The 18637-nt window shown below is 35.5% G+C and carries 19 protein-coding genes; 5 read left to right on the top strand and 14 right to left on the bottom strand.

What is annotated here, in order from left to right:
* Positions 1-10 precede the first annotated feature (10 nt).
* Positions 11-553, bottom strand: a complete 543-nt coding sequence (locus tag FW780_RS14855; RefSeq protein ID WP_149834280.1) for an NADAR family protein — start codon at positions 551-553, stop codon at positions 11-13.
* 428 nt (positions 554-981) lie between these two features.
* Entirely contained in the window at positions 982-1677 is a 696-nt protein-coding gene (locus FW780_RS14850) for an NUDIX hydrolase (protein ID WP_149834279.1), read from the bottom strand.
* 123 nt (positions 1678-1800) lie between these two features.
* Between FW780_RS14850 and FW780_RS14845 the strand changes: the two genes are divergently transcribed.
* Entirely contained in the window at positions 1801-2445 is a 645-nt protein-coding gene (locus tag FW780_RS14845) for a DUF1579 domain-containing protein (RefSeq protein WP_149834278.1), read from the top strand.
* A 47-nt stretch (positions 2446-2492) separates the two neighbouring features.
* Here the strand turns inward: FW780_RS14845 and lepA are convergent, their stop codons facing one another.
* The 5 genes from lepA to FW780_RS14820 all read right to left on the bottom strand — a co-directional run bounded on the left by lepA (position 2493) and on the right by FW780_RS14820 (position 7159).
* The gene (gene lepA / locus FW780_RS14840) at positions 2493-4289 is read right to left on the bottom strand and encodes a translation elongation factor 4 (protein WP_047422022.1); all 1797 of its coding nucleotides are present in this window, start codon (positions 4287-4289) and stop codon (positions 2493-2495) included.
* 124 nt (positions 4290-4413) lie between these two features.
* Complete coding sequence (locus FW780_RS14835; RefSeq protein ID WP_149834277.1) at positions 4414-5433, bottom strand: hypothetical protein; 1020 nt, start codon at positions 5431-5433, stop codon at positions 4414-4416.
* Positions 5434-5529: 96 nt separating this feature from the next.
* Positions 5530-6039, bottom strand: a complete 510-nt coding sequence (locus tag FW780_RS14830) for a hypothetical protein (protein WP_149834276.1) — start codon at positions 6037-6039, stop codon at positions 5530-5532.
* Between the two features lie 6 nt (positions 6040-6045).
* On the bottom strand, positions 6046-6588 hold the full coding sequence (locus tag FW780_RS14825; protein ID WP_149834275.1) for a hypothetical protein: 543 nt from the start codon (positions 6586-6588) through the stop codon (positions 6046-6048).
* Positions 6589-6607: 19 nt separating this feature from the next.
* Positions 6608-7159, bottom strand: a complete 552-nt coding sequence (locus FW780_RS14820) for an RNA polymerase sigma factor (protein ID WP_047377935.1) — start codon at positions 7157-7159, stop codon at positions 6608-6610.
* Between the two features lie 181 nt (positions 7160-7340).
* On the opposite strand from FW780_RS14820, the gene FW780_RS14815 reads away from it, so the two are divergent.
* The 4 genes from FW780_RS14815 (at position 7341) to porW (ending at position 11895) form a co-directional block, all read left to right on the top strand.
* Positions 7341-8090 carry a Rossmann-like and DUF2520 domain-containing protein gene (locus FW780_RS14815; protein WP_149834274.1) on the top strand — a complete coding sequence of 250 codons (750 nt, stop codon included), beginning with the start codon at positions 7341-7343 and terminating at the stop codon, positions 8088-8090.
* Positions 8080-8598, top strand: a complete 519-nt coding sequence (locus FW780_RS14810; RefSeq protein ID WP_047380044.1) for a KdsC family phosphatase — start codon at positions 8080-8082, stop codon at positions 8596-8598. The genes FW780_RS14815 and FW780_RS14810 overlap by 11 nt, the downstream gene beginning before the upstream one ends.
* An 8-nt stretch (positions 8599-8606) precedes the next feature.
* Positions 8607-9170, top strand: coding sequence for a Maf family protein (locus tag FW780_RS14805; RefSeq protein WP_149834273.1), 564 nt, complete (start codon positions 8607-8609; stop codon positions 9168-9170).
* 148 nt (positions 9171-9318) lie between these two features.
* Entirely contained in the window at positions 9319-11895 is a 2577-nt protein-coding gene (gene porW, locus FW780_RS14800; protein ID WP_149834272.1) for a type IX secretion system periplasmic lipoprotein PorW/SprE, read from the top strand.
* Positions 11896-11964: 69 nt separating this feature from the next.
* Here the strand turns inward: porW and tsaB are convergent, their stop codons facing one another.
* From tsaB to rnr, 7 genes are all read right to left on the bottom strand, one after another.
* Complete coding sequence (gene tsaB / locus FW780_RS14795; protein ID WP_149834271.1) at positions 11965-12639, bottom strand: tRNA (adenosine(37)-N6)-threonylcarbamoyltransferase complex dimerization subunit type 1 TsaB; 675 nt, start codon at positions 12637-12639, stop codon at positions 11965-11967.
* 66 nt (positions 12640-12705) lie between these two features.
* Positions 12706-13455 carry an SDR family NAD(P)-dependent oxidoreductase gene (locus FW780_RS14790; RefSeq protein ID WP_149834270.1) on the bottom strand — a complete coding sequence of 250 codons (750 nt, stop codon included), beginning with the start codon at positions 13453-13455 and terminating at the stop codon, positions 12706-12708.
* Positions 13456-13534: 79 nt separating this feature from the next.
* On the bottom strand, positions 13535-13906 hold the full coding sequence (locus FW780_RS14785) for a YraN family protein (protein ID WP_149834269.1): 372 nt from the start codon (positions 13904-13906) through the stop codon (positions 13535-13537).
* Between the two features lie 40 nt (positions 13907-13946).
* On the bottom strand, positions 13947-14876 hold the full coding sequence (locus FW780_RS14780; protein WP_149834268.1) for a S66 peptidase family protein: 930 nt from the start codon (positions 14874-14876) through the stop codon (positions 13947-13949).
* Positions 14873-15559: a LysE family translocator gene (locus FW780_RS14775; RefSeq protein ID WP_149834267.1), complete on the bottom strand. Its 687-nt coding sequence runs from the start codon at positions 15557-15559 to the stop codon at positions 14873-14875. The genes FW780_RS14780 and FW780_RS14775 overlap by 4 nt, the downstream gene beginning before the upstream one ends.
* A gap of 268 nt (positions 15560-15827) precedes the next feature.
* A complete protein-coding gene (locus FW780_RS14770; protein WP_167510722.1) occupies positions 15828-16058 on the bottom strand; it encodes a hypothetical protein in 231 nt (76 codons plus the stop codon).
* Positions 16059-16339: 281 nt separating this feature from the next.
* On the bottom strand, positions 16340-18493 hold the full coding sequence (rnr, locus tag FW780_RS14765) for a ribonuclease R (RefSeq protein WP_149834265.1): 2154 nt from the start codon (positions 18491-18493) through the stop codon (positions 16340-16342).
* Positions 18494-18637: the final 144 nt, after the last annotated feature.

Here is an 18637-nt window from a genome sequence, read left to right as displayed (position 1 = left end):
GTGTAGTGTTTTAGTTTCTTAATTGATCCCTGACTTCCATTAAAGCAAACCCTAAAAGGTTTTCTCCGTTCCAAAGCAAAGGATTTTCTGCTCTGCTATCAGTTTCCAGCATTCCGATACCCCATATTCTGTCATAAGGACTTGCTTCTACAAGAACTTTATCTCCGGTTGACAAAAGAAAATCTTTAAATTTCTGATTTTGAGAGAATTTCAATAGATTTCCCTGGGTTACAATTTGATATTTATGTTCATCCCAGATTTTCGGATCAAAGTTTTTTACTTTTCGGCCTAAAGCTTTTGCCTGGTTAGGAGTAGCTGCCTTTAAAATTTCCTCTTCCGTTTCAGGATCATTAAATAATCTTGCTTTCCCAGCCATCATATAGTGTTCTGCCGTTTTATAAATAACCTCTTTTTCTTCAAATCTTCCAGGAAACCATTGGCTGAAACATGACTTGGTTGTCATATCCTTTGCCGTGTGTCCCCAGAAAAAGAGAAACTTTATCTTTTCTTTCTTCTGAAACCGTTCTGTAATATTTTGTATAGTGTATTTCATGATTGTGTTATTTATACGCAAATTTAAAAGAATTTCAGTCTTTGCACCAAATTTATTTGTGTTAATTTTACGCTAATAAACATAATTGATTGATTTTCAATTACAAAAATTCATTTCACAAAACACGAATAACACAAATTTTTATCACAAAGGACACTAATCTTTAAGATGTTTAAGCTAAAGCTAATAGAATTTGAACATAAAAAAGTTATAACACAATGTCATTCTGAACAAAACATAATGTAGTCAAGAATCTATAGAGGATAATAAAATGGATATTCTTCCTTCATCAGAATGACAAAAGACAAATCACATGACTTAGAGACAGGTGTTTTTTATTGAATCTATTTTGAGTGATTTGCTTTTTTCCGCTCTTATTTATTTGTGAGCATTAATGAATCATTTGTGAGATTGGTATTTAGATATAACTATTTAATTTCAAAATAGAAACCCTGCTCTTCAAGCTCTTTATATTTTTCTTTATTGAAAGTAAAAAGTTTTCCGGGTCTGCCACTGCCTTCTTTTTTAACATTATTGGTTTCGTTCAGCAGTCCGTAGCTCATAATTTTCTTGCGGAAATTTCTTCTGTCGATTTCCTGTCCCACAATTGTTTTATAAAGATTTTCAAGATCCGAAAAAGGAAATTCTTCATTGAGGAGATTGAAGCCAATCGGTTGGTACTGAATTTTTGTACGAAGTCTTTTTAACGCTGCCTCAATGATTGTTTTATGGTCAAATGCTACGGAAGGAAGTTTATTGATGCTGAACCATTGTGCATCTTCAGCATCAGAGTCTGCAAACAGTTCATGATAAGATGGATTCACTAGGCCCAGATAAGCCACAGAAACCACTCTGTTTCTCGGATCCCGACCCAGATTACCAAATGTATAAAGTTGTTCCAAAAAATCAGGCTTTATACCAGCTTCTTCATAGAGTTCTCTTTTTACTGCATCATCTACACTTTCTTCATCTAGAACAAGTCCTCCCGGGAGTGCCCACCCTCCTTTAAAAGGTTCAATATTTCTTTTAATCAGAAGGATCTGAAGATCTTTTTTATCAAAATATCCGAAAATAACGGCATCTACAGCCACTTTTATATCCTGTAATTTTTTTGGAGACTCCATAAATTAATTTGCGTTACGAATACACAAAATTACAATTTATCCTCAAATTAAAAAATAATTTCGGTTATAATAAAAGTTCCTATCTTTAAGTTATTATTATAACCATCTTAAAACTAAATTATTATGAAAAATGTATTAACAATTCTTTCTATTGCTTTTTTATTAACAGCATGTGAGAAAGGAAAAACCACAGCCGTCAATAACTCTGACAAAACAGATTCTACTGCGGCAAACTCAGAATGGAAACCTGTAGACTCAGCAACGTCAATGAAAAACTGGATGGCATACTCAACTCCCGGAGAAATGCAAAAGATGCTGGCAAAATCTGATGGAACATGGACAGGAGAAACCACAATGTGGATGGAAAATGGAGCAAAACCCATGGTGAGTAAATCTGAGGCTACGAACAAAATGATGTACGGCGGACGTTATCAGATTACGAATCACAAAGGCGACTTTATGGGAATGCCTTTTGAAGGAATGAGCATTGTAGGATATGATAATTCAAAGAAGAAGTTTGTCAGCACATGGATTGACAACATGGGAACCGGAATAACGCATTCAGAAGGAGATTGGAATGCATCCACAAAATCGGTAGAATTTAAAGGAAAAATGACTGATCCTTCAAGACCTGGAAAGGATTGTGATTTCAGAGAAGTTTTCACATTTGTAGATGATAATACTCAAAAACTGGAAATGTACGGCCCTGATTCCAAAACTGGAAAAGAGTACAAAACAATGGAAATAAAATATACCCGTAAAAAATAAGTCAATAAAAAACCGCTTCGATGAAGCGGTTTTTATTTTATAATGAATTAATCATTCAGTTTTAATACAGCCATGAACGCTGATTGCGGTACTTCTACTCTACCAATCTGTTTCATTTTCTTCTTACCTTCTTTCTGCTTTTCCAATAGTTTACGCTTTCTGGAAATATCTCCACCATAACATTTTGCAGTAACGTCTTTTCTCAGGGCTTTAATGGTTTCTCTGGCGATTACTTTCGTTCCTAATGCAGCCTGAACAGCGATATCAAACTGTTGTCTCGGGATCAGCTCACGAAGCTTTTCACACATTCTTTTACCAATATAATATGCATTAGAATCGTGAATCAATGAAGACAATGCATCTACCATATCACCATTGATCAGGATATCCATTTTTACAAGCTTGGAAGCTCTGAATCCGATCGGATGATAATCGAATGAAGCATAGCCCTTAGAGATTGATTTTAACCTGTCATAGAAGTCAAATACAACTTCCGCAAGAGGCATGTTGAAAATCAATTCAACTCTTTCTGATGTTAAATAACTTTGGTTAACAATTTCTCCTCTCTTTTCGATACATAAAGTCATTACTGCTCCTACGAAATCAGATTTTGTAATGATTGAAGCCTTGATGAAAGGTTCTTCTACTCTATCCATCGTTGAAGGATCCATCATTTCAGACGGGTTATTGATCAGAATCGGAACTTCTGGTTCTTTTTTAGTATATCCAAAATATGAAACGTTCGGTACTGTTGTAATTACGTTCATATTAAACTCTCTATCAAGACGTTCCTGAACAATTTCCATGTGAAGCATTCCTAAGAATCCGCAACGGAAACCAAAACCAAGAGCTGCAGAACTTTCCGGTTCAAAAACCAAAGAAGCATCATTCAGTCTTAATTTTTCAAGGGAGAATCTAAGCTCTTCAAAATCCTCAGAATCAATTGGATAAATACCAGCAAATACCATTGGTTTTACTTCCTCAAATCCGTCGATTGGGCCATCAGCCGGTTTTTCAAAAGAAGTGATGGTATCACCTACTTTTACTTCACGGGCATCTTTAATTCCTGAAACCAGATATCCTACGTCTCCACACTGAATTGTTTTCTTTGGAACCTGCTTCAGTTTCAATGTTCCTACTTCATCAGCTCCATACTCTTTGCCGGTTGCGAAGAACTTAATCTTTTCATTTTTAGAAATACTTCCGTTCACGACTTTGAAATAGGCTTCAATACCTCTGAACGGGTTGTATACCGAGTCAAAAATCAGGGCTTGAAGTGGTCCGTCAGGATTTCCTACCGGAGCAGGAATTCTTTCTACGATCTGCTCCAAAAGATGATGAACACCTTCTCCTGTTTTACCTGAAACTCTCAATACATCTTCATATTCACATCCAATAAGGTTCATGATCTCATCTGTTACTTCTTCAGGATTTGCAGACGGAAGGTCAATTTTATTTAGAATCGGAATGATTGTTAAATCATTTTCCAATGCGAGATACAGGTTACTGATGGTTTGTGCCTGAATACTCTGTGCAGCATCTACGATAAGAAGAGCCCCTTCACAGGCAGCAATAGAACGGGATACTTCATAAGAAAAGTCAACGTGTCCCGGTGTATCAATAAGGTTTAAAATATATTTTTCTCCTTTATACTCATAATCCATCTGGATGGCGTGCGATTTAATTGTAATCCCACGTTCTTTCTCCAAATCCATATCATCAAGCGTCTGAGACTGTAATTCTCTTTGGGTAACCGTATTCGTGTACTCCAATAGACGGTCTGCCAGGGTACTTTTACCGTGGTCGATATGAGCGATTATGCAAAAATTTCGTATGTTTTTCATTTAAGAATCTTGTAATTTGCAAAGATAAGAAAATGCAAGAGAATTTTTCATTCTTAATTCTTTCTTTTAACTGAAACACAGATAACAATAAGAAGAGAAGCTAAAATTTTCCCTTTTTTCAATATTATTTTGTTTTACCAAAGTCTTCCGGTAACACATAATTTCCTGTAAAAGGATCAAGATAAACTTTAGGTCCTACCGTATTCTTTCTTTTGCCTGATAAACTGACATCTACCACTGCACCAATAACGCCACCAATCAGACCACCTGCAGCAGCACCGATTGTCACCCCGGTTGTTACCGTTTCAGGAAATAATTCTGCTTTAGTCACTTCAATAAAAACACCATTCTCATCTTTGAAGATCTCAGTATAACCAACAGGAATATTTTTGTATGCTATCCCATTATGCACAAAAGCATAAAAATGTCTTATTCCTGTTTTCTCCTCTCCTTTTACTGCTTTTGTAACAACTCCTTTATCATTAGCCTGCAAAGTAAATCCGGGTTCAGGATTATGTGTAAAAAAGCTGTAATAGTCTTTGTAAACTCCTTCTTTCAATTCGTTTGCGTTCAGGATACTAAGTTTTTCTTTTAATAGAGAGGCATAGTTAGGAAGATCATTTTCTGAAATACTAAATTCCCATGGTTCTCCTTTATAAGATTCTTTAAACAGATCAGTAAAAATTAAAGTTGCTTTTCTTGCTAAACTTTGTCCTAAATAGGGTGTTGTACGTGATGAAACTGTTGCTATTGTATCTTTTCGGTCAATAAAATGATATCCATCTTCTTTCTTAATAAATGTACTCGCTCTTAATTCAAGCTTTCCGATAGAGTATTTTTCTTTTTTGTCTTCTGAAATATTCAACTTTTCCAGTAAAAAAAACATGTCATTATTCCCTCTTACCGGATTATACTTATAAAACCAATCTTGTATGTCTTTGCTGGCATTATTTTCAAAAATAATCTTCACTTCGTCTTTATGATACATGACCATTCCAACTTCCTGATTGGCTCTCTGATCTATCACCGTAAGGCTTTTAATAGAGTTTTTACTGTCTTTAATAGATTTTGAAAGATCAATCGTTTCTATTTTCTGTCCAAATAATATTATCGAAAATAATAAAAAGAAAAGTGTTTTTTTCATAAGTAAACTTTATGGTAAAAATAGGAATTTAGAGTAAATCAAACGGCTCTCACAGAAAAATCTGTAAGAGCCGTCCAACATTAAAAAAATAAACTATTATGGGTTTTGTCTAGGTCCTGAAGCATTATTGTTTCCGTGAGGTTTTCTTTCATCCATTTTATCCTTCATCATTTTCTCAGATTGAAACAGCTTCAGAACTTTTTGGCAGGGAATAACCTGCTGCATTTTTTCTGCATATTTTTTCCTGTTATCCAACAGTTTTTGTCCTACTTCAAAGCTTTGCTGCAATTTAGCTTTTGCTTCTTCATCCGTTAGAGTCTCAGGATCAAAGCTAGAATTAAACTGGCTTTTTATTTGCTTCTGGCTGTCCAGATATTCGTTATACAATTGTGTAAATTCGGCTTTATCACCCGGATCGACATTCAGATTATCCATAATCATATTGTTCCTGAATTTCTTCAGGAGTTCTTTTCTCTCTTCCGGAGAAAGATTATTGATGACTTCTTTCCTTTGCTTAGGGTCCATCTTTTTCCAGTCGTAATCAGTTCTTTGGGCATTTAATCCAAAGCCATAAATAATCAAAAACGTCAATAATATCTTTTTCATTTTCTTTTAATTATAAATATCCAAATAAACGTCCTGAGTCGAATTACTTGCTAGCTCTGCAATTTCAGAGTTAGAAAACGAGTCCAGATATTCATTCATTTGTGTTTCTACTTTTTTATTCACGGTTTTCACCGGTTTTGGTGTCTCGATTGTTTTTTCAGTTTCGTTTACACTTTTAGAAGCATAAGCATTATTACTCTTTTGATTTTCAACTGTTTGATTATTATTTTCAACAGAAGTTAAATCAGATTTTAAAGTTTCATAAGCAAGCTCACCTTCTGTTTTTGATTCTTTGGTATTGGCAGCATATGCTGTTTCAGAATTCAATCCTTTTTGAGTAGAATCATTATCCGAATTGAAAACATAAGTTGCTCCAAAAATCAAAGCCAGTGATGCCGCTGCAGCATACATCCAGTTCAGCTTAAAGACAGGTGCTTTTTTACTTGTCTTTATATCATTCAAAACGTTCTCCTGAATATTTTCAAACAAATTATCAGGAACTGTGTAAATGTTTTTACGCTCTAATTTTTCTATGTCGAACTCTTTCATCTTTGTAGGGATCAAAAAATTATCTTTCGTAATTTTCTTTAATATAATCTTCTATTTTTTGTTTGGCATAATGATAATTCGTTTTCAAAGTTCCTACTGACATATCTACAATTTTTGATATCTCTTCGTAGGGTAAATCATCATAATACCGCATCATAAATACCAGTTTCTGCTTTTCGGGCAGACTTTGTATAGCGCTCTGCAGCAAAATCTGTATTTCTTCGGCATCTCCTTCTGTATTGTCAGCTACAAGATTCTGCATGTGATACTCCGGATCTTCATCAGTTTTCTGCATCTTTTTCATTTTATTCACCTGCTGTAATGCTTCGTTAGTTGCAATTCTGTACAACCAGGTATACAACTGGCTATCATTTTTGAACTGATGAAAATTTTGATAAGCTTTAATAAAAGTTTCCTGCAAAGTATCCTGTGCAAGATCTCCGTCCACAATAATTCTTCTTATGTGCCAGTACAATCTGCTTTGATAGGCATCCATCAAGGCACGGACTCCTTTATCCTGGGTCCGTGGATTCTGCATCAACGAAATAATTTCCGCGTCCTTAATCTTCATAAGATGCCTTACATTGTTTTGGATTACAAAAATAACTGAAAGTTAAATTAATTCTTCAATTTTCAATTAAATATTTAAAATAATATGAGACACTTACACAATAAACGTGCCTATATTGAAGCACAGGATTTCTTGGCCCATCTTCCTTTCCCGAATCAGCTTAAAATCTTATATTTGTTATATGCAAATTGTAATCATCGGTTCCGGAAATGTTGCCTATCATATGGCAAAAGCTTTCACTTTGAAAAGCATTCCCCTGGCCCAGATTTTTGGCAGGAACGAAAAAGAATTAAGTAAGATTTCAGAAGAATTACACATTCCTTATTCCACAGGTCATCTGGAGGAGGCAGATCTTTATATCATCTGTGTAAGTGATCATTCTGTAGAAGAAGTTTCAAAGATCATTACCCAAAAGAACTGTTTGGTTGCCCATACCTCAGGATCGCTTCCAAAAGAAGCTTTGTCTGGTGAGTACCGGAAAGCCAGCTTCTACCCTTTACAGACTTTTTCAAAATCAAAAGAACTGGAGTATGAAAAAATTCCGTTTTTTGTAGAAGCAGAAAATGAAGAAGACCTGAAAACATTGCTTGAGCTTGCTTCACGGATTTCAGAGAAGGTAATGGAAAGCAGCCATGAAAAAAGAAAATATATTCATTTAACAGCTGTTTTCGCCTGTAATTTTGTGAATCATCTTTTTTCAAGGGCTAAAGAAATTTCGGATTCTCAGGAAATTCCGTTTGATTATTTCTTACCACTGATTGATGAAACGGTTCAGAAAATTTATGAAATTGAACCTAAGCAAGCACAGACCGGACCGGCGGTGAGAAATGATGTAAGAATTTTACAGCTGCATGAACAGTTATTAAAAGACGAAAGTCTTGAAATTTATAAAACAATGAATCATTCTATTCAGAAAATGTATGAGTTATAAAGAGAAATTAAAAGATATTAAGGCATTTGTATTTGATGTTGACGGAGTTTTCACAGACGGAAGCGTTTATCTGCTTCCCGGAGGAAATATGTGCAGGGTAATGAATGTTCTGGACGGATATGCGGTAGTGAAAGCATTAAAAAATAATTATCTGATTGGAGTGATTACCGGGGGAAATGATGAAATGGTAAAACACAGAATCAATTATCTGGGTATCCAGGATTACTATCCGAAATCTCACAACAAAATTGATGATTTTGAAGATTTTAAGAAAAAACACAATCTTAAAAATGAAGAAATCCTGACAATGGGTGATGATCTTCCGGATATTCATATCATGGAAAGTTCAGCGATTGCAGCATGCCCTGAAAATGCGGTTCCTGAAGTAAAAGGAATCTCCGATTATATTTCCCCTAAAAAAGGAGGAACCGGTGCAGTACGCGATGTGATTGAACAGGTGATGAAAGTTCAGGGAAACTGGCATGATGATAATACTCAATCTGTATAACTACCAACATGAAATTACTTTTAGCCTCTCAATCACCAAGAAGAAAAGAACTTCTTTCAAGCCTTGGTTTTGAATTTGAAGTCGTAAAAATAGACTGTGAAGAAATCCTTCCGGAACCTATAAAAATAGAAAACGCTGCTGCTTATCTGTCTGATTTAAAAGCTGATGCTTTCAGACGTCTGGAGGCAGATGAAGTCCTTCTTACCGCTGATACTGTTGTAGCTATTGATAATCAGATTCTTGGAAAGCCTAAAGATGAAGCAGATGCTTATAAAATGCTTCAGAGCCTTTCCGGAAAGACCCATCAGGTTTATACGGGAATCACCATCAAAACTGCTGATAGATCGATTACAGAAACGGATGTTGCTGATGTTACTCTTGATGAACTTTCTGATGAAGAGATCAACTATTACATTCAAAACTATAAGCCTTTCGATAAAGCGGGCAGTTATGGTATTCAGGAATGGCTGGGAATGGCTAAGATTACAAGCCTTACAGGAAGTTTTTATACGATTATGGGACTTCCTACCCATCTTGTCTACAAAATATTAAAAGAAACCTCTCTGATTTAAAAATGATAAAGGTTCCCAATATCGATTAAAGAAGAAATAAAATGTTTCCGCAAGAAATATAAATATTATTCATTATAAAATTTTATTATTTTTACAAAATCATCAAACTGCTGATAATAAAAAGCAGATTAGCGAGTTATATTGAATAATGAAAAAGAATATATTGTTCCTTTTAGTGATATGCCTTGTTGCTTCCTGTGCTACCAAAACAAAAAAGCCGGAGCAGCGATCAAAACTATTGAAAGGATTTTCCACATATTACAACACTCTTTTTAATGCGAAAGATGCGTTAAACAGTGAGTTTACCACCAGAGATAAAGGACATAAAGACAATTTTTATGCCCCTTACATTCCCATTCTTACCTACGAAGAACAGCCTTTGGGAAGTGATCTTGGCCAGTCAGAAGCTTTTGCCGAAAACTCTATGAAAATGGCTGAAGTGGCCAACAGACCTTCAGGAAGAGGCAATTCCGGAGTTCCCAATATACCGGGAGGACCTCAGGGAAATGCGCCTGAAAGACCTGATGGAGAACAAGGTAAAGGAGCTACTACCCTCGAAATTGCAGAGGCAAAAGCTTTAAAAGCGATTAACAAATATTCTGTCACCAGAAACGGTGAAGAAAAAAACAAACAGATTTTTGATGCTTATATGATTCTTGCCCAAGCGAGAATTTATAGAGGAAAATCCCTTGAAGCGCTGGATGCTCTTAATTATGTGTTCACCCACATGAAAGATGATAAAAGGATTGCCTTGGCAAGAATTTATCAGGGTCTTGCCTATAATCAAATCAAAGATTATCACAGAGCCCACGAAACTTTTGCTAAACTGAAAGGAGAAGACATTAATAAAAGCTACGCAAAACTGCTGAGCATCTATTACTCTGAATCTCTGCTTGATGCAGGTAAAAAGGAAGAGGCTGCTAAAGAGCTTGATGAAGCTTTTGAACTGAACGGCAACAGAAAACTCAAGAGTAGAATTGCTTATCTGAGAGGCCAGGTTTTGGAAAATCTGAACCAGAATGATAAAGCAAGAGAAAGCTATACCGCAGCATATAAATATGCCAATGATTTTGAATTTGAAGTAAAATCTCAGATTGCCATTGCTAAAACTTTTAATGGTAAAGGTGATTATGCAGGAGCCAAAAATTATCTGGAAGGAATCAGTAAAAAAGGGACATATGGTTCCAGAAAAAATGAATTTTATTATGCTTTAGGTTTAATGGCCAACAAAGCAGGCAAAAAAGATGAAGCTCAGCAATTCTTCAGAAAGTCACTGTTTGAAAAGGTTTCTGACCCTCAGATTCGTGGATTGGCTTATTACGAAATAGGAAAAAGCTATCTGGAGAAAAATGATTATATAGGAGCCGGAAGCTATTACGATTCTGCGCTTGCTGTGATGACTTATGAACCATCAAAGGTTTTATTAAAAGATCAGTCTGAATACATTAAAAAGATTTCCAAAAACTATTATCTAATCAAAAAGAATGACAGTATTCTTTCTCTGGCAAAAATGGATGAAGGCCAGAAAACAGACTATTTCACAAAATATATAGCAAAACTAAAGATTAAAGAGGAAAAAGAAGAGCAGGAAAGAAAACGCGCAGAAAGAAGCAAAGGATTTGATACCGGAGACTACAGCGCTAATTCTATTTTTGCCAATAGCTCTAATGCTTTTGAAGATTTCGGAGTGACTACCAAAGGATTTTATTTCGGAAATACCGGAACTGTAAGCAAAGGAACATCTACATTTAAACAAGTCTGGGGAGATCGTGCCCTTGCCGATAACTGGCGTTTTTCCAAGAAAATGGCTTCCATTGAAGATATGAAGAATGAGGCATTGGGAGTTACTTCAGCACCTAATCCAAGACGTTTTGAACCTTCTTACTATATTGAACAGATCCCAACAGATCAGGGTAAATTATCCCAGTTGAAAAAGGACAGAGATACTGCTTCATTAGGCTTGGGAATCATGTATCAGAACTATTTTACCAACACTCCCCTAGCGACAAAAACGCTGTATGATCTTGTAGATGTAAAACCGGAAGAAAAAGTAATGCTACAGGCATTATATGAAATTTTTGCCATGAATTATGAGAAGAATCCACAGGCATCCGAAAAAGCAAAACAAATTCTATTGACGGATTATCCTTACACTTCTTATGCTGAATTTGCCAGAAATCCTAAAAACAAATCGTTTGTAAAGTCAACGGAAGAGGTTGAAAATGAATATAAAAAAGCATATGCTTTATTTGAATCTGAAAAATTTGCAGAGAGTAAAGAAGTGATAGATCAGACTCTTCAAAAATTCCCTAAGGATGCGCTTGTTCCAAAATTGTACCTTCTCAATGCATTCAATGCAGGGAAATCCAGTGGAAAGGAAGTAATGATTCTGCAGCTTGAACAGATTGCCCTGAATTATTCTAAAACTCCTGAAGGGGTAAGAGCCAAAGAAATGCTGGTTTATCTGAAAAGCGATCTCAGCTTCCAGGCAACTGACAATAAAGGAAATGCTGTTCCACAACAACCAGGAGGCGCTCCTGTACAGCCTAATGCTCAAAATACCGGCGCTCCGCAAATGAACAATGGAAAAATACAAAAGCAGGAAAATATCAGTACACAAACCCTTAAGATGGATCCTGCTCCACAACAGGTAAATCCAGCCCAGCAAAATAAGAAATCAACAGAAACGAAACCAGGATCTAAGGCACCGCCAAGACCTCAATAAAATAAAAAAGCGAAGATTTTACTCTTCGCTTTTTTTATGCTTTTATTTATTTTTTGATCTTATACAATCTTACGAATTCTTTTTCTTTACCCCGTGAAAATCTTTCAGATAAAAAGGCTCAAAATAGGCCATATCTTCAAATTCTTTATTCCCTATTTTTCCCAATGTCTTCTGGATAAGATATTGTGCAGAAGGATAAACATTCTCATTAAAAATAGCATCAGGAAGATTCAGAATCTCTTTTGCCTTCTTAGCACCATCTCCTACAAACAATACTTTTTTATCTCTGAATTCTTCAAAAGAAGTTTCATCCAAAATCTTGGCTTCAGTCTCAGATAATTCTTTTCCCGTATTGCCGTCATAAACGGCCGTATACACCTCCATTCTCCTCGCATCAATCAAAGGTACTATAAAGTCATAGTTATCACCTAAAAAAGGCTCTATCATGCTTTCCATGGAATTCACAGCGATCAGAGGAACTTTTAGACCATAGCAGAATCCTTTTGCAGAAGCTGCTCCAATCCTTAACCCTGTATAAGATCCCGGGCCTTTTCCCAAAGAAACGGCTTCGATATCTTTAAGAGCAATTCCTGCTCCTTCCAACGCCCATTCTACGTAAGTATGAAGGCTTTCAGATTGTTTATAGTTTTCAGAAACTTCTTCACACACGCACAGTAGTTTTTCATTGTCTGATACCGCTACCGAACAGTTTTTTGATGATGTTTCCAGATATAGAATTTTCATTTTTTTGTTTTAAGCTAAACAGCAAAATTGCTTTTAATATTCTGCAAATTTAGTCCATTATTTTGACTATTTTCTATAAATCGTTCTCGGTTCTGCCTGCGCACTTGGGTAGATCGTCATATCTGAAATGGTAACGTGCTTTGGAGCATTCACACAGTAAGCAATGGCATCTGCAATATCTTCTGCTTTCAGCGCTTCATAACCTGCATATACCGTTGAAGCCTTCTCACTGTCCCCCTTGAATCTTACCAAAGAGAAATCTGTTTCTACAGCTCCCGGCTGAATATTGGTTACTTTGATACCAAATTCGGTAAGTTCAAGTCTCATTCCTTCTGAAATAACGTCTACTGCTTTCTTCGTTGCACAGTACACTACTCCATTTGCATAGGTCTGTCTTGCCGCTACAGAACTGATGTTTACAATATGACCTAAATTTTTAGTTTTCATATTCGGAATGATCATTTTAGAAACATAGAGTAATCCCTTCACATTCCCGTCAATCATAGAATCCCAGTCATCAGTCTTACCAGCTGAAAGAGGGTCCAGCCCATGAGCATTACCTGCGTTATTGATCAGAACATCAATATCTTTCCAATTTTCAGGAAGCGAATTAATGGCTATTTCCACTTCTTCAAGATTCCTCACATCAAACAACAAACTAAATATTTCGGTATACTGAGAAAGCTCTGTTTTTACAGTTTCCAATACTTCACTTCTTCTTCCGCAGATAATAATTCTGTTTCCTTGTTTGGCAAGAAGCTCTGCAGTGGCTTTACCTATACCGGAAGTAGCTCCGGTGATTAATACTGTCTTCATAAAATTGTTTATTAACGATATGAACGGAATTCTTTACCAAGAGTATGATATTGTTCCTTCATACATTGTCATTGATTTATTAATTTGCATCCAATGCTTCAAAAGCATCAGCTATATGATCAATCATTAAATTTCTGTTGCTATCAGGAAGAACGGAGATAATATCAAATCTTACTTCGTTCTCTTTATTAAATTCTTCCAGATAATGGTTCGCAGCAGAAACAATTGATTTAATTTTTGTTTTGGTTACAGCTTCATGGGGAAGCATAAAAGTATCCGTAGATCTTGCTTTCACTTCCACGATGATAATCAGATTATCTTTTTCCGCGACTATATCTATTTCATTTTTCTTAAAACGAAAGTTTCTGACAAGAATCCTGTAGCCGTTTTTTATTAAATGTTCAACTGCTAAATCTTCCGCTATTTTTCCAAAATCGTTATGATCAGCCATATTTTGTATTTAAGAGTCTGGAGATAGGAGAGTAGTAATCTTAAAATTCGACCTTAACTTTAGTTCCCACCTTCATTTTAATCTGACCACCGATTAGAAGCGGTCGGTTATCTTTAATATGCCCATTCGGGAAACCAAATACCACAGGGAATTTATATTTTGAAATTCTCTCTGCGATCAGTTTATAGGCAAATTCATCAAAGCTTTCTTCATAGCTTTTATTTTCCTTCTCATCACCCATATTGGTCATACCACCAATGATAAGCCCTTTGATCTTATTGAAGACTCCTGCCAGCTCCAGACTCATCATCATACGGTCCAATGCATAGAAGTTTTCTCCGATATCTTCAATAAACAAGATTTTGTCTTTAAAGTCAAAAGAATATTTTGTTCCTAAAAGGGCATAAACCAAGGCTAAATTCCCTCCGATTAATTCTCCTTCAATATTCCCTTCTTTATTGAATTGATGTGATTCAAGGTTGTATTTTGGAGTTCTTCCTTTGAGGATATCAAAGATCAGATCATAGCTTTCATCAGTAACGCCAAAACTTGATGTTTTAATGGTTTGTCCATGAATAGATGCAAAGCCTTTTTTCAACAGGTAACTTTGTATAACTGTGTTATCAGAATATCCAATATACCATTTCGGATTTTCTGTAAAGCCATTCATTTTCAGGTGCTGAATAAGGTGCTGGCATCCATAGCCTCCTCTGGAAGCCCATACAGCTCTGATTTCTGGATCATTTAAAGCCCAGTTGATATCTTTTATTCTTTCCTGTTCTGTTCCGGCATAATTATATCCGTTTGAAAATCTGGTGTAGAGATGCTCCCCGAGAACGGGTTCAAAACCTCTGTTTTTAATCATTTCTATTCCCTTTTCCATTTGAGAGGCATCTACTGCTCCTGCAGGGGAAATAACAGCTATTTTGTCGCCTTTTTTAAGGGACTTTGGAAAGATTATTTTTTTCATTTTGTTTTTTGATATTTTACTTCTTTCTTTTCTGCTTCCTCCAGTTGTCTTTCAAACTGATTGAACTTTTTGAAACTCTGCAGAAAGATAAAGAAACTGAAGATAATAAGAATACAGCCAACAACTCTTCTGATTTGGTTGGCCAGCTTTTGTGTTAATTTATCATGGAATTGCTTGGCTAGAAATATCTTGGCAAGATCTATTGAAAGGTAAGTGGCCAGTACAATCCCTATATATAAAATAAAACTGCTGGTGTCCGGATATTGATTTCTTACGGAAATTACTGTTACCAGCCAGAAAAGGATGACTCCAACATTCAAAAGATTAAAGAAAAAACCGTTGAAAAATGTTTTAATATAATTTTGGCCAATGATCCTTTCTTCGCCGGGCATATGCATTTTGGTCTTGGTAACCAGCATCACAATCCCATAAATAAAAATAAGAATTGAAGTAATCCTGTAGAAGCCAGGATGTTTGTCTATTAAAGCTACAATATCTGTACTGGCATAATACGCCGCCACAATACATAATAAATCTGCAGTGATAACTCCAAGATCCAATGATAAGGCATGTTTTGGGCCTCTGGAAAAGCTGGTTTCAATTAACAGGAAAAATATAGGTCCTATAAAAACCAAGCTCAGCATGAATCCTAATATGATTGCCGATAGTACAAGTTCTAGCATTTAATGTGTTTTAAAATGAAAAATTCATTTCGTTTTATACAAAGTTATACTTTATGATTTAATTATTCAATAAAGTTGTGATATATCAAGTGGATTTTAAGGAGAGTTTAATGTAAAGTTTTAAGAAAATAGGAGAGGAGCGGAAAAGGGAAGCACTGAACATTATCAGATCGCTAGACTTATCCTAATAATTTTTAAAAGTCAAAAAAAGGCCGTTTCTTTTTGAAACAACCTTTTCTTCTTTTTTTACTTAACGATTTCAATAATTTTATTTTTCCAGACAATTCTCATTAAAAGTAAATTGGACGTCTTTTTTAATTTTAAAACCAAAAATTCCTCGTTCAAAGGTATAAGTAATTTGATTTTTAAACATCATTCTTTTATAATCAATGAAAAGGCTTCTTGTCATATAAGAGTATTCATAGGCGTTCCCACTCAAATAGACGTAGGTGGTCTTTCCTTTCTGATGACTGCGTACACTTCCTACCTCTGAAATCATACTTTTGAAACAATAAGTTTCTCTAACAGGGTTCATTCCTGTAAGATAATTTATCAAAAAGAATCCATTGATTAACTGTGGAAATGTGACTCCAAAAAAGTATTTTTTCCCCTGTTTTTCAATATTAATAATATTCCTTTTGATTAAAATATTACATATGACTACAAGTACAATCATAGCAAGTACAAACAGATAAAAATTGATAACAGTATTAAAAATTACTGTTACCAACAATATTGCGTTTAAAATACTAAATACAATATATTTATCTACCCTTGTCATTACTTCACAATCTGGAAGTCAAGCTGCTTCTGAATCAGATTGGCTTTTACCACTTTGATCTGTACTTCATCTCCCAACTGGTATTTGTTTCCGTGTCTTATTCCGTATACTGCATGGGTTTTCGCATCAAACATATATGAATCATCTACAAGGTCTCTTAGTTTGATCAGACCTTCCGCTCCGTTTTCAGGAATTTCAACCCAGAAACCAAATTCTGCAACTCCGGAAATGACTCCTCTGAAAGTTTCTCCCAAGTGTTTTTCCATGAATTTCACCTGCATAAACTTGATAGAATCTCTTTCCGCATCTGCCGCCAGCCTTTCCATGGCACTGCAGTGTTTTGCTTTGTCTTCAAGATCTCCTCTGTTTGGAGATTTTCCTCCGTCCAGATAATGCTGAAGAAGACGATGTGCAAGCAAATCCGGGTAACGGCGGATAGGAGAGGTAAAGTGGCTATAATACTCAAAACCTAAGCCATAGTGACCAATAGGTTCAGTAGAGTATACCGCTTTGCTCATACTTCTCATCGCAAGCGTTTCAATCATATTTTCTTCTCCTTTTCCTTTTACATCATGAAGGAGTTTATTCAAAGATGCAGCTACCTTTTTGGTATTAGCCAGATCCATTTTATATCCGAAAGTAGCAACGAAATCCCTCAACGATTCCAGTTTTGCCGGATCCGGATCATCGTGAACCCTGTAAATAAATGTATTGTTGGTGATTTCACCTTTTCTGCTCAGAGACACATATTCAGATACTTTTTTATTGGCTAAAAGCATGAATTCTTCGATCAAGTGGTTGGAATCTTTACTTATTTTAAAGTAAACTCCGATGGGTTCATTATTTTCATCCAGATTGAACCTTACTTCACTTCTATCAAAGGTAATAGCTCCTTTTCTAATACGCTCATGACGCATAATCTTAGCCAGCTTATCAAGAGTATTGATTTCTTCTGCCAGATCTCCCTGTCCACTTTCAATTCTTTCCTGAGCTTCTTCATAGGTAAATCTTCTGTCTGAATGGATAACCGTGCGTCCAAACCATTGTTTCTGAATTTCAGCATTATCATTAAGCTCAAAAACTGCTGAAAAAGTATATTTATCTTCGTGTGGACGAAGAGAACAAACATCGTTACTCAAAACTTCCGGCAGCATCGGAACAACTCGGTCAACAAGATAGACGGAAGTTGCTCTCTTATACGCTTCATCATCCAGTATAGTTCCCGGAACTACATAATGAGATACATCCGCAATGTGAACACCGATTTCCCAGTTTCCGTTTTCCAGCTTTCTTATGGATAAGGCATCATCAAAATCCTTCGCATCTTTAGGGTCAATTGTAAATGTGCAGATATTACGCATATCCCAACGTTTTGCAACTTCTGTATCCGTAATACTTCTGTCTATTTTATCGGCATCAGCTTCTACTTCGGATGGAAATTCATAAGGCAGACCATATTCTGCAAGAATAGAGTGGATCTCTGTCTCATGTTCTCCCGGAGCCCCCAATACCTGAATAATTTCTCCTTCAGGGTTTTTATCTCCCGGTTTCCATTCTGTCATTTTTACAATTACCTTATCTCCGTCTTCAGCATTATTGAACTTTGATTTTGAAATAAAGATATCTGTATTAATTGATTTTTTATCACAAACAACAAAGCCGAAATCTTTATGAGCCACCTTCTGAAATGTTCCCACAAATTCTGTTCTGGTTCTTTCTAAAACCTCCAGAACGGAGCCTTCCAGTTTCTTTCCTTTATAATGATAAGTTATAATAAGAACCTTATCTCCCTGCAAAGCATCCTTCACATTTTTGGCATGAACAAAGACATCGTCTTCCAAACCTTCTACACTTACGTAAGCATTTCCGCTTTGGTTGAAATCAATAATTCCGGTAAGCGTTCCAGCAATTTTCAGGTTTACGATATATTTTCCTTTTTCTACTTCTTTGATTTTTTCAGATCCCTGAAGTTTATGCAGTGCCTGAATTACAAGTTCTCTTTGTCTTGGATTTTTGTAATCTATTCCGTCAGCGATCTGCTTATAATTATAAATTTTGGATGAATTTGCATTCATAAAACGGAGGATCAGTCTTCCGATCTCCATCATTTTTAAATCATTTTTATGACTTATATATTTTCTTTTTTTTGGCATTTTAAATTTGTTTTAATTTGTTTTGGTCCTACTTCACATAAAACCTTTTTCTAAATTTTTCCCATTCATTCCTTAGTAAAGGTTATTCAATTTCATCATTAGATTCTTTCCCTACATTATCAGAAATTATCTTTCAGTTTACTT

Origin of the sequence: Chryseobacterium sediminis, from assembly GCF_008386505.1 — a bacterium.
Classification (GTDB): domain Bacteria; phylum Bacteroidota; class Bacteroidia; order Flavobacteriales; family Weeksellaceae; genus Chryseobacterium; species Chryseobacterium sediminis.
Note: the sequence above shows the minus strand (reverse complement) of the source record. Positions and strands in the feature narration are given on the sequence as shown.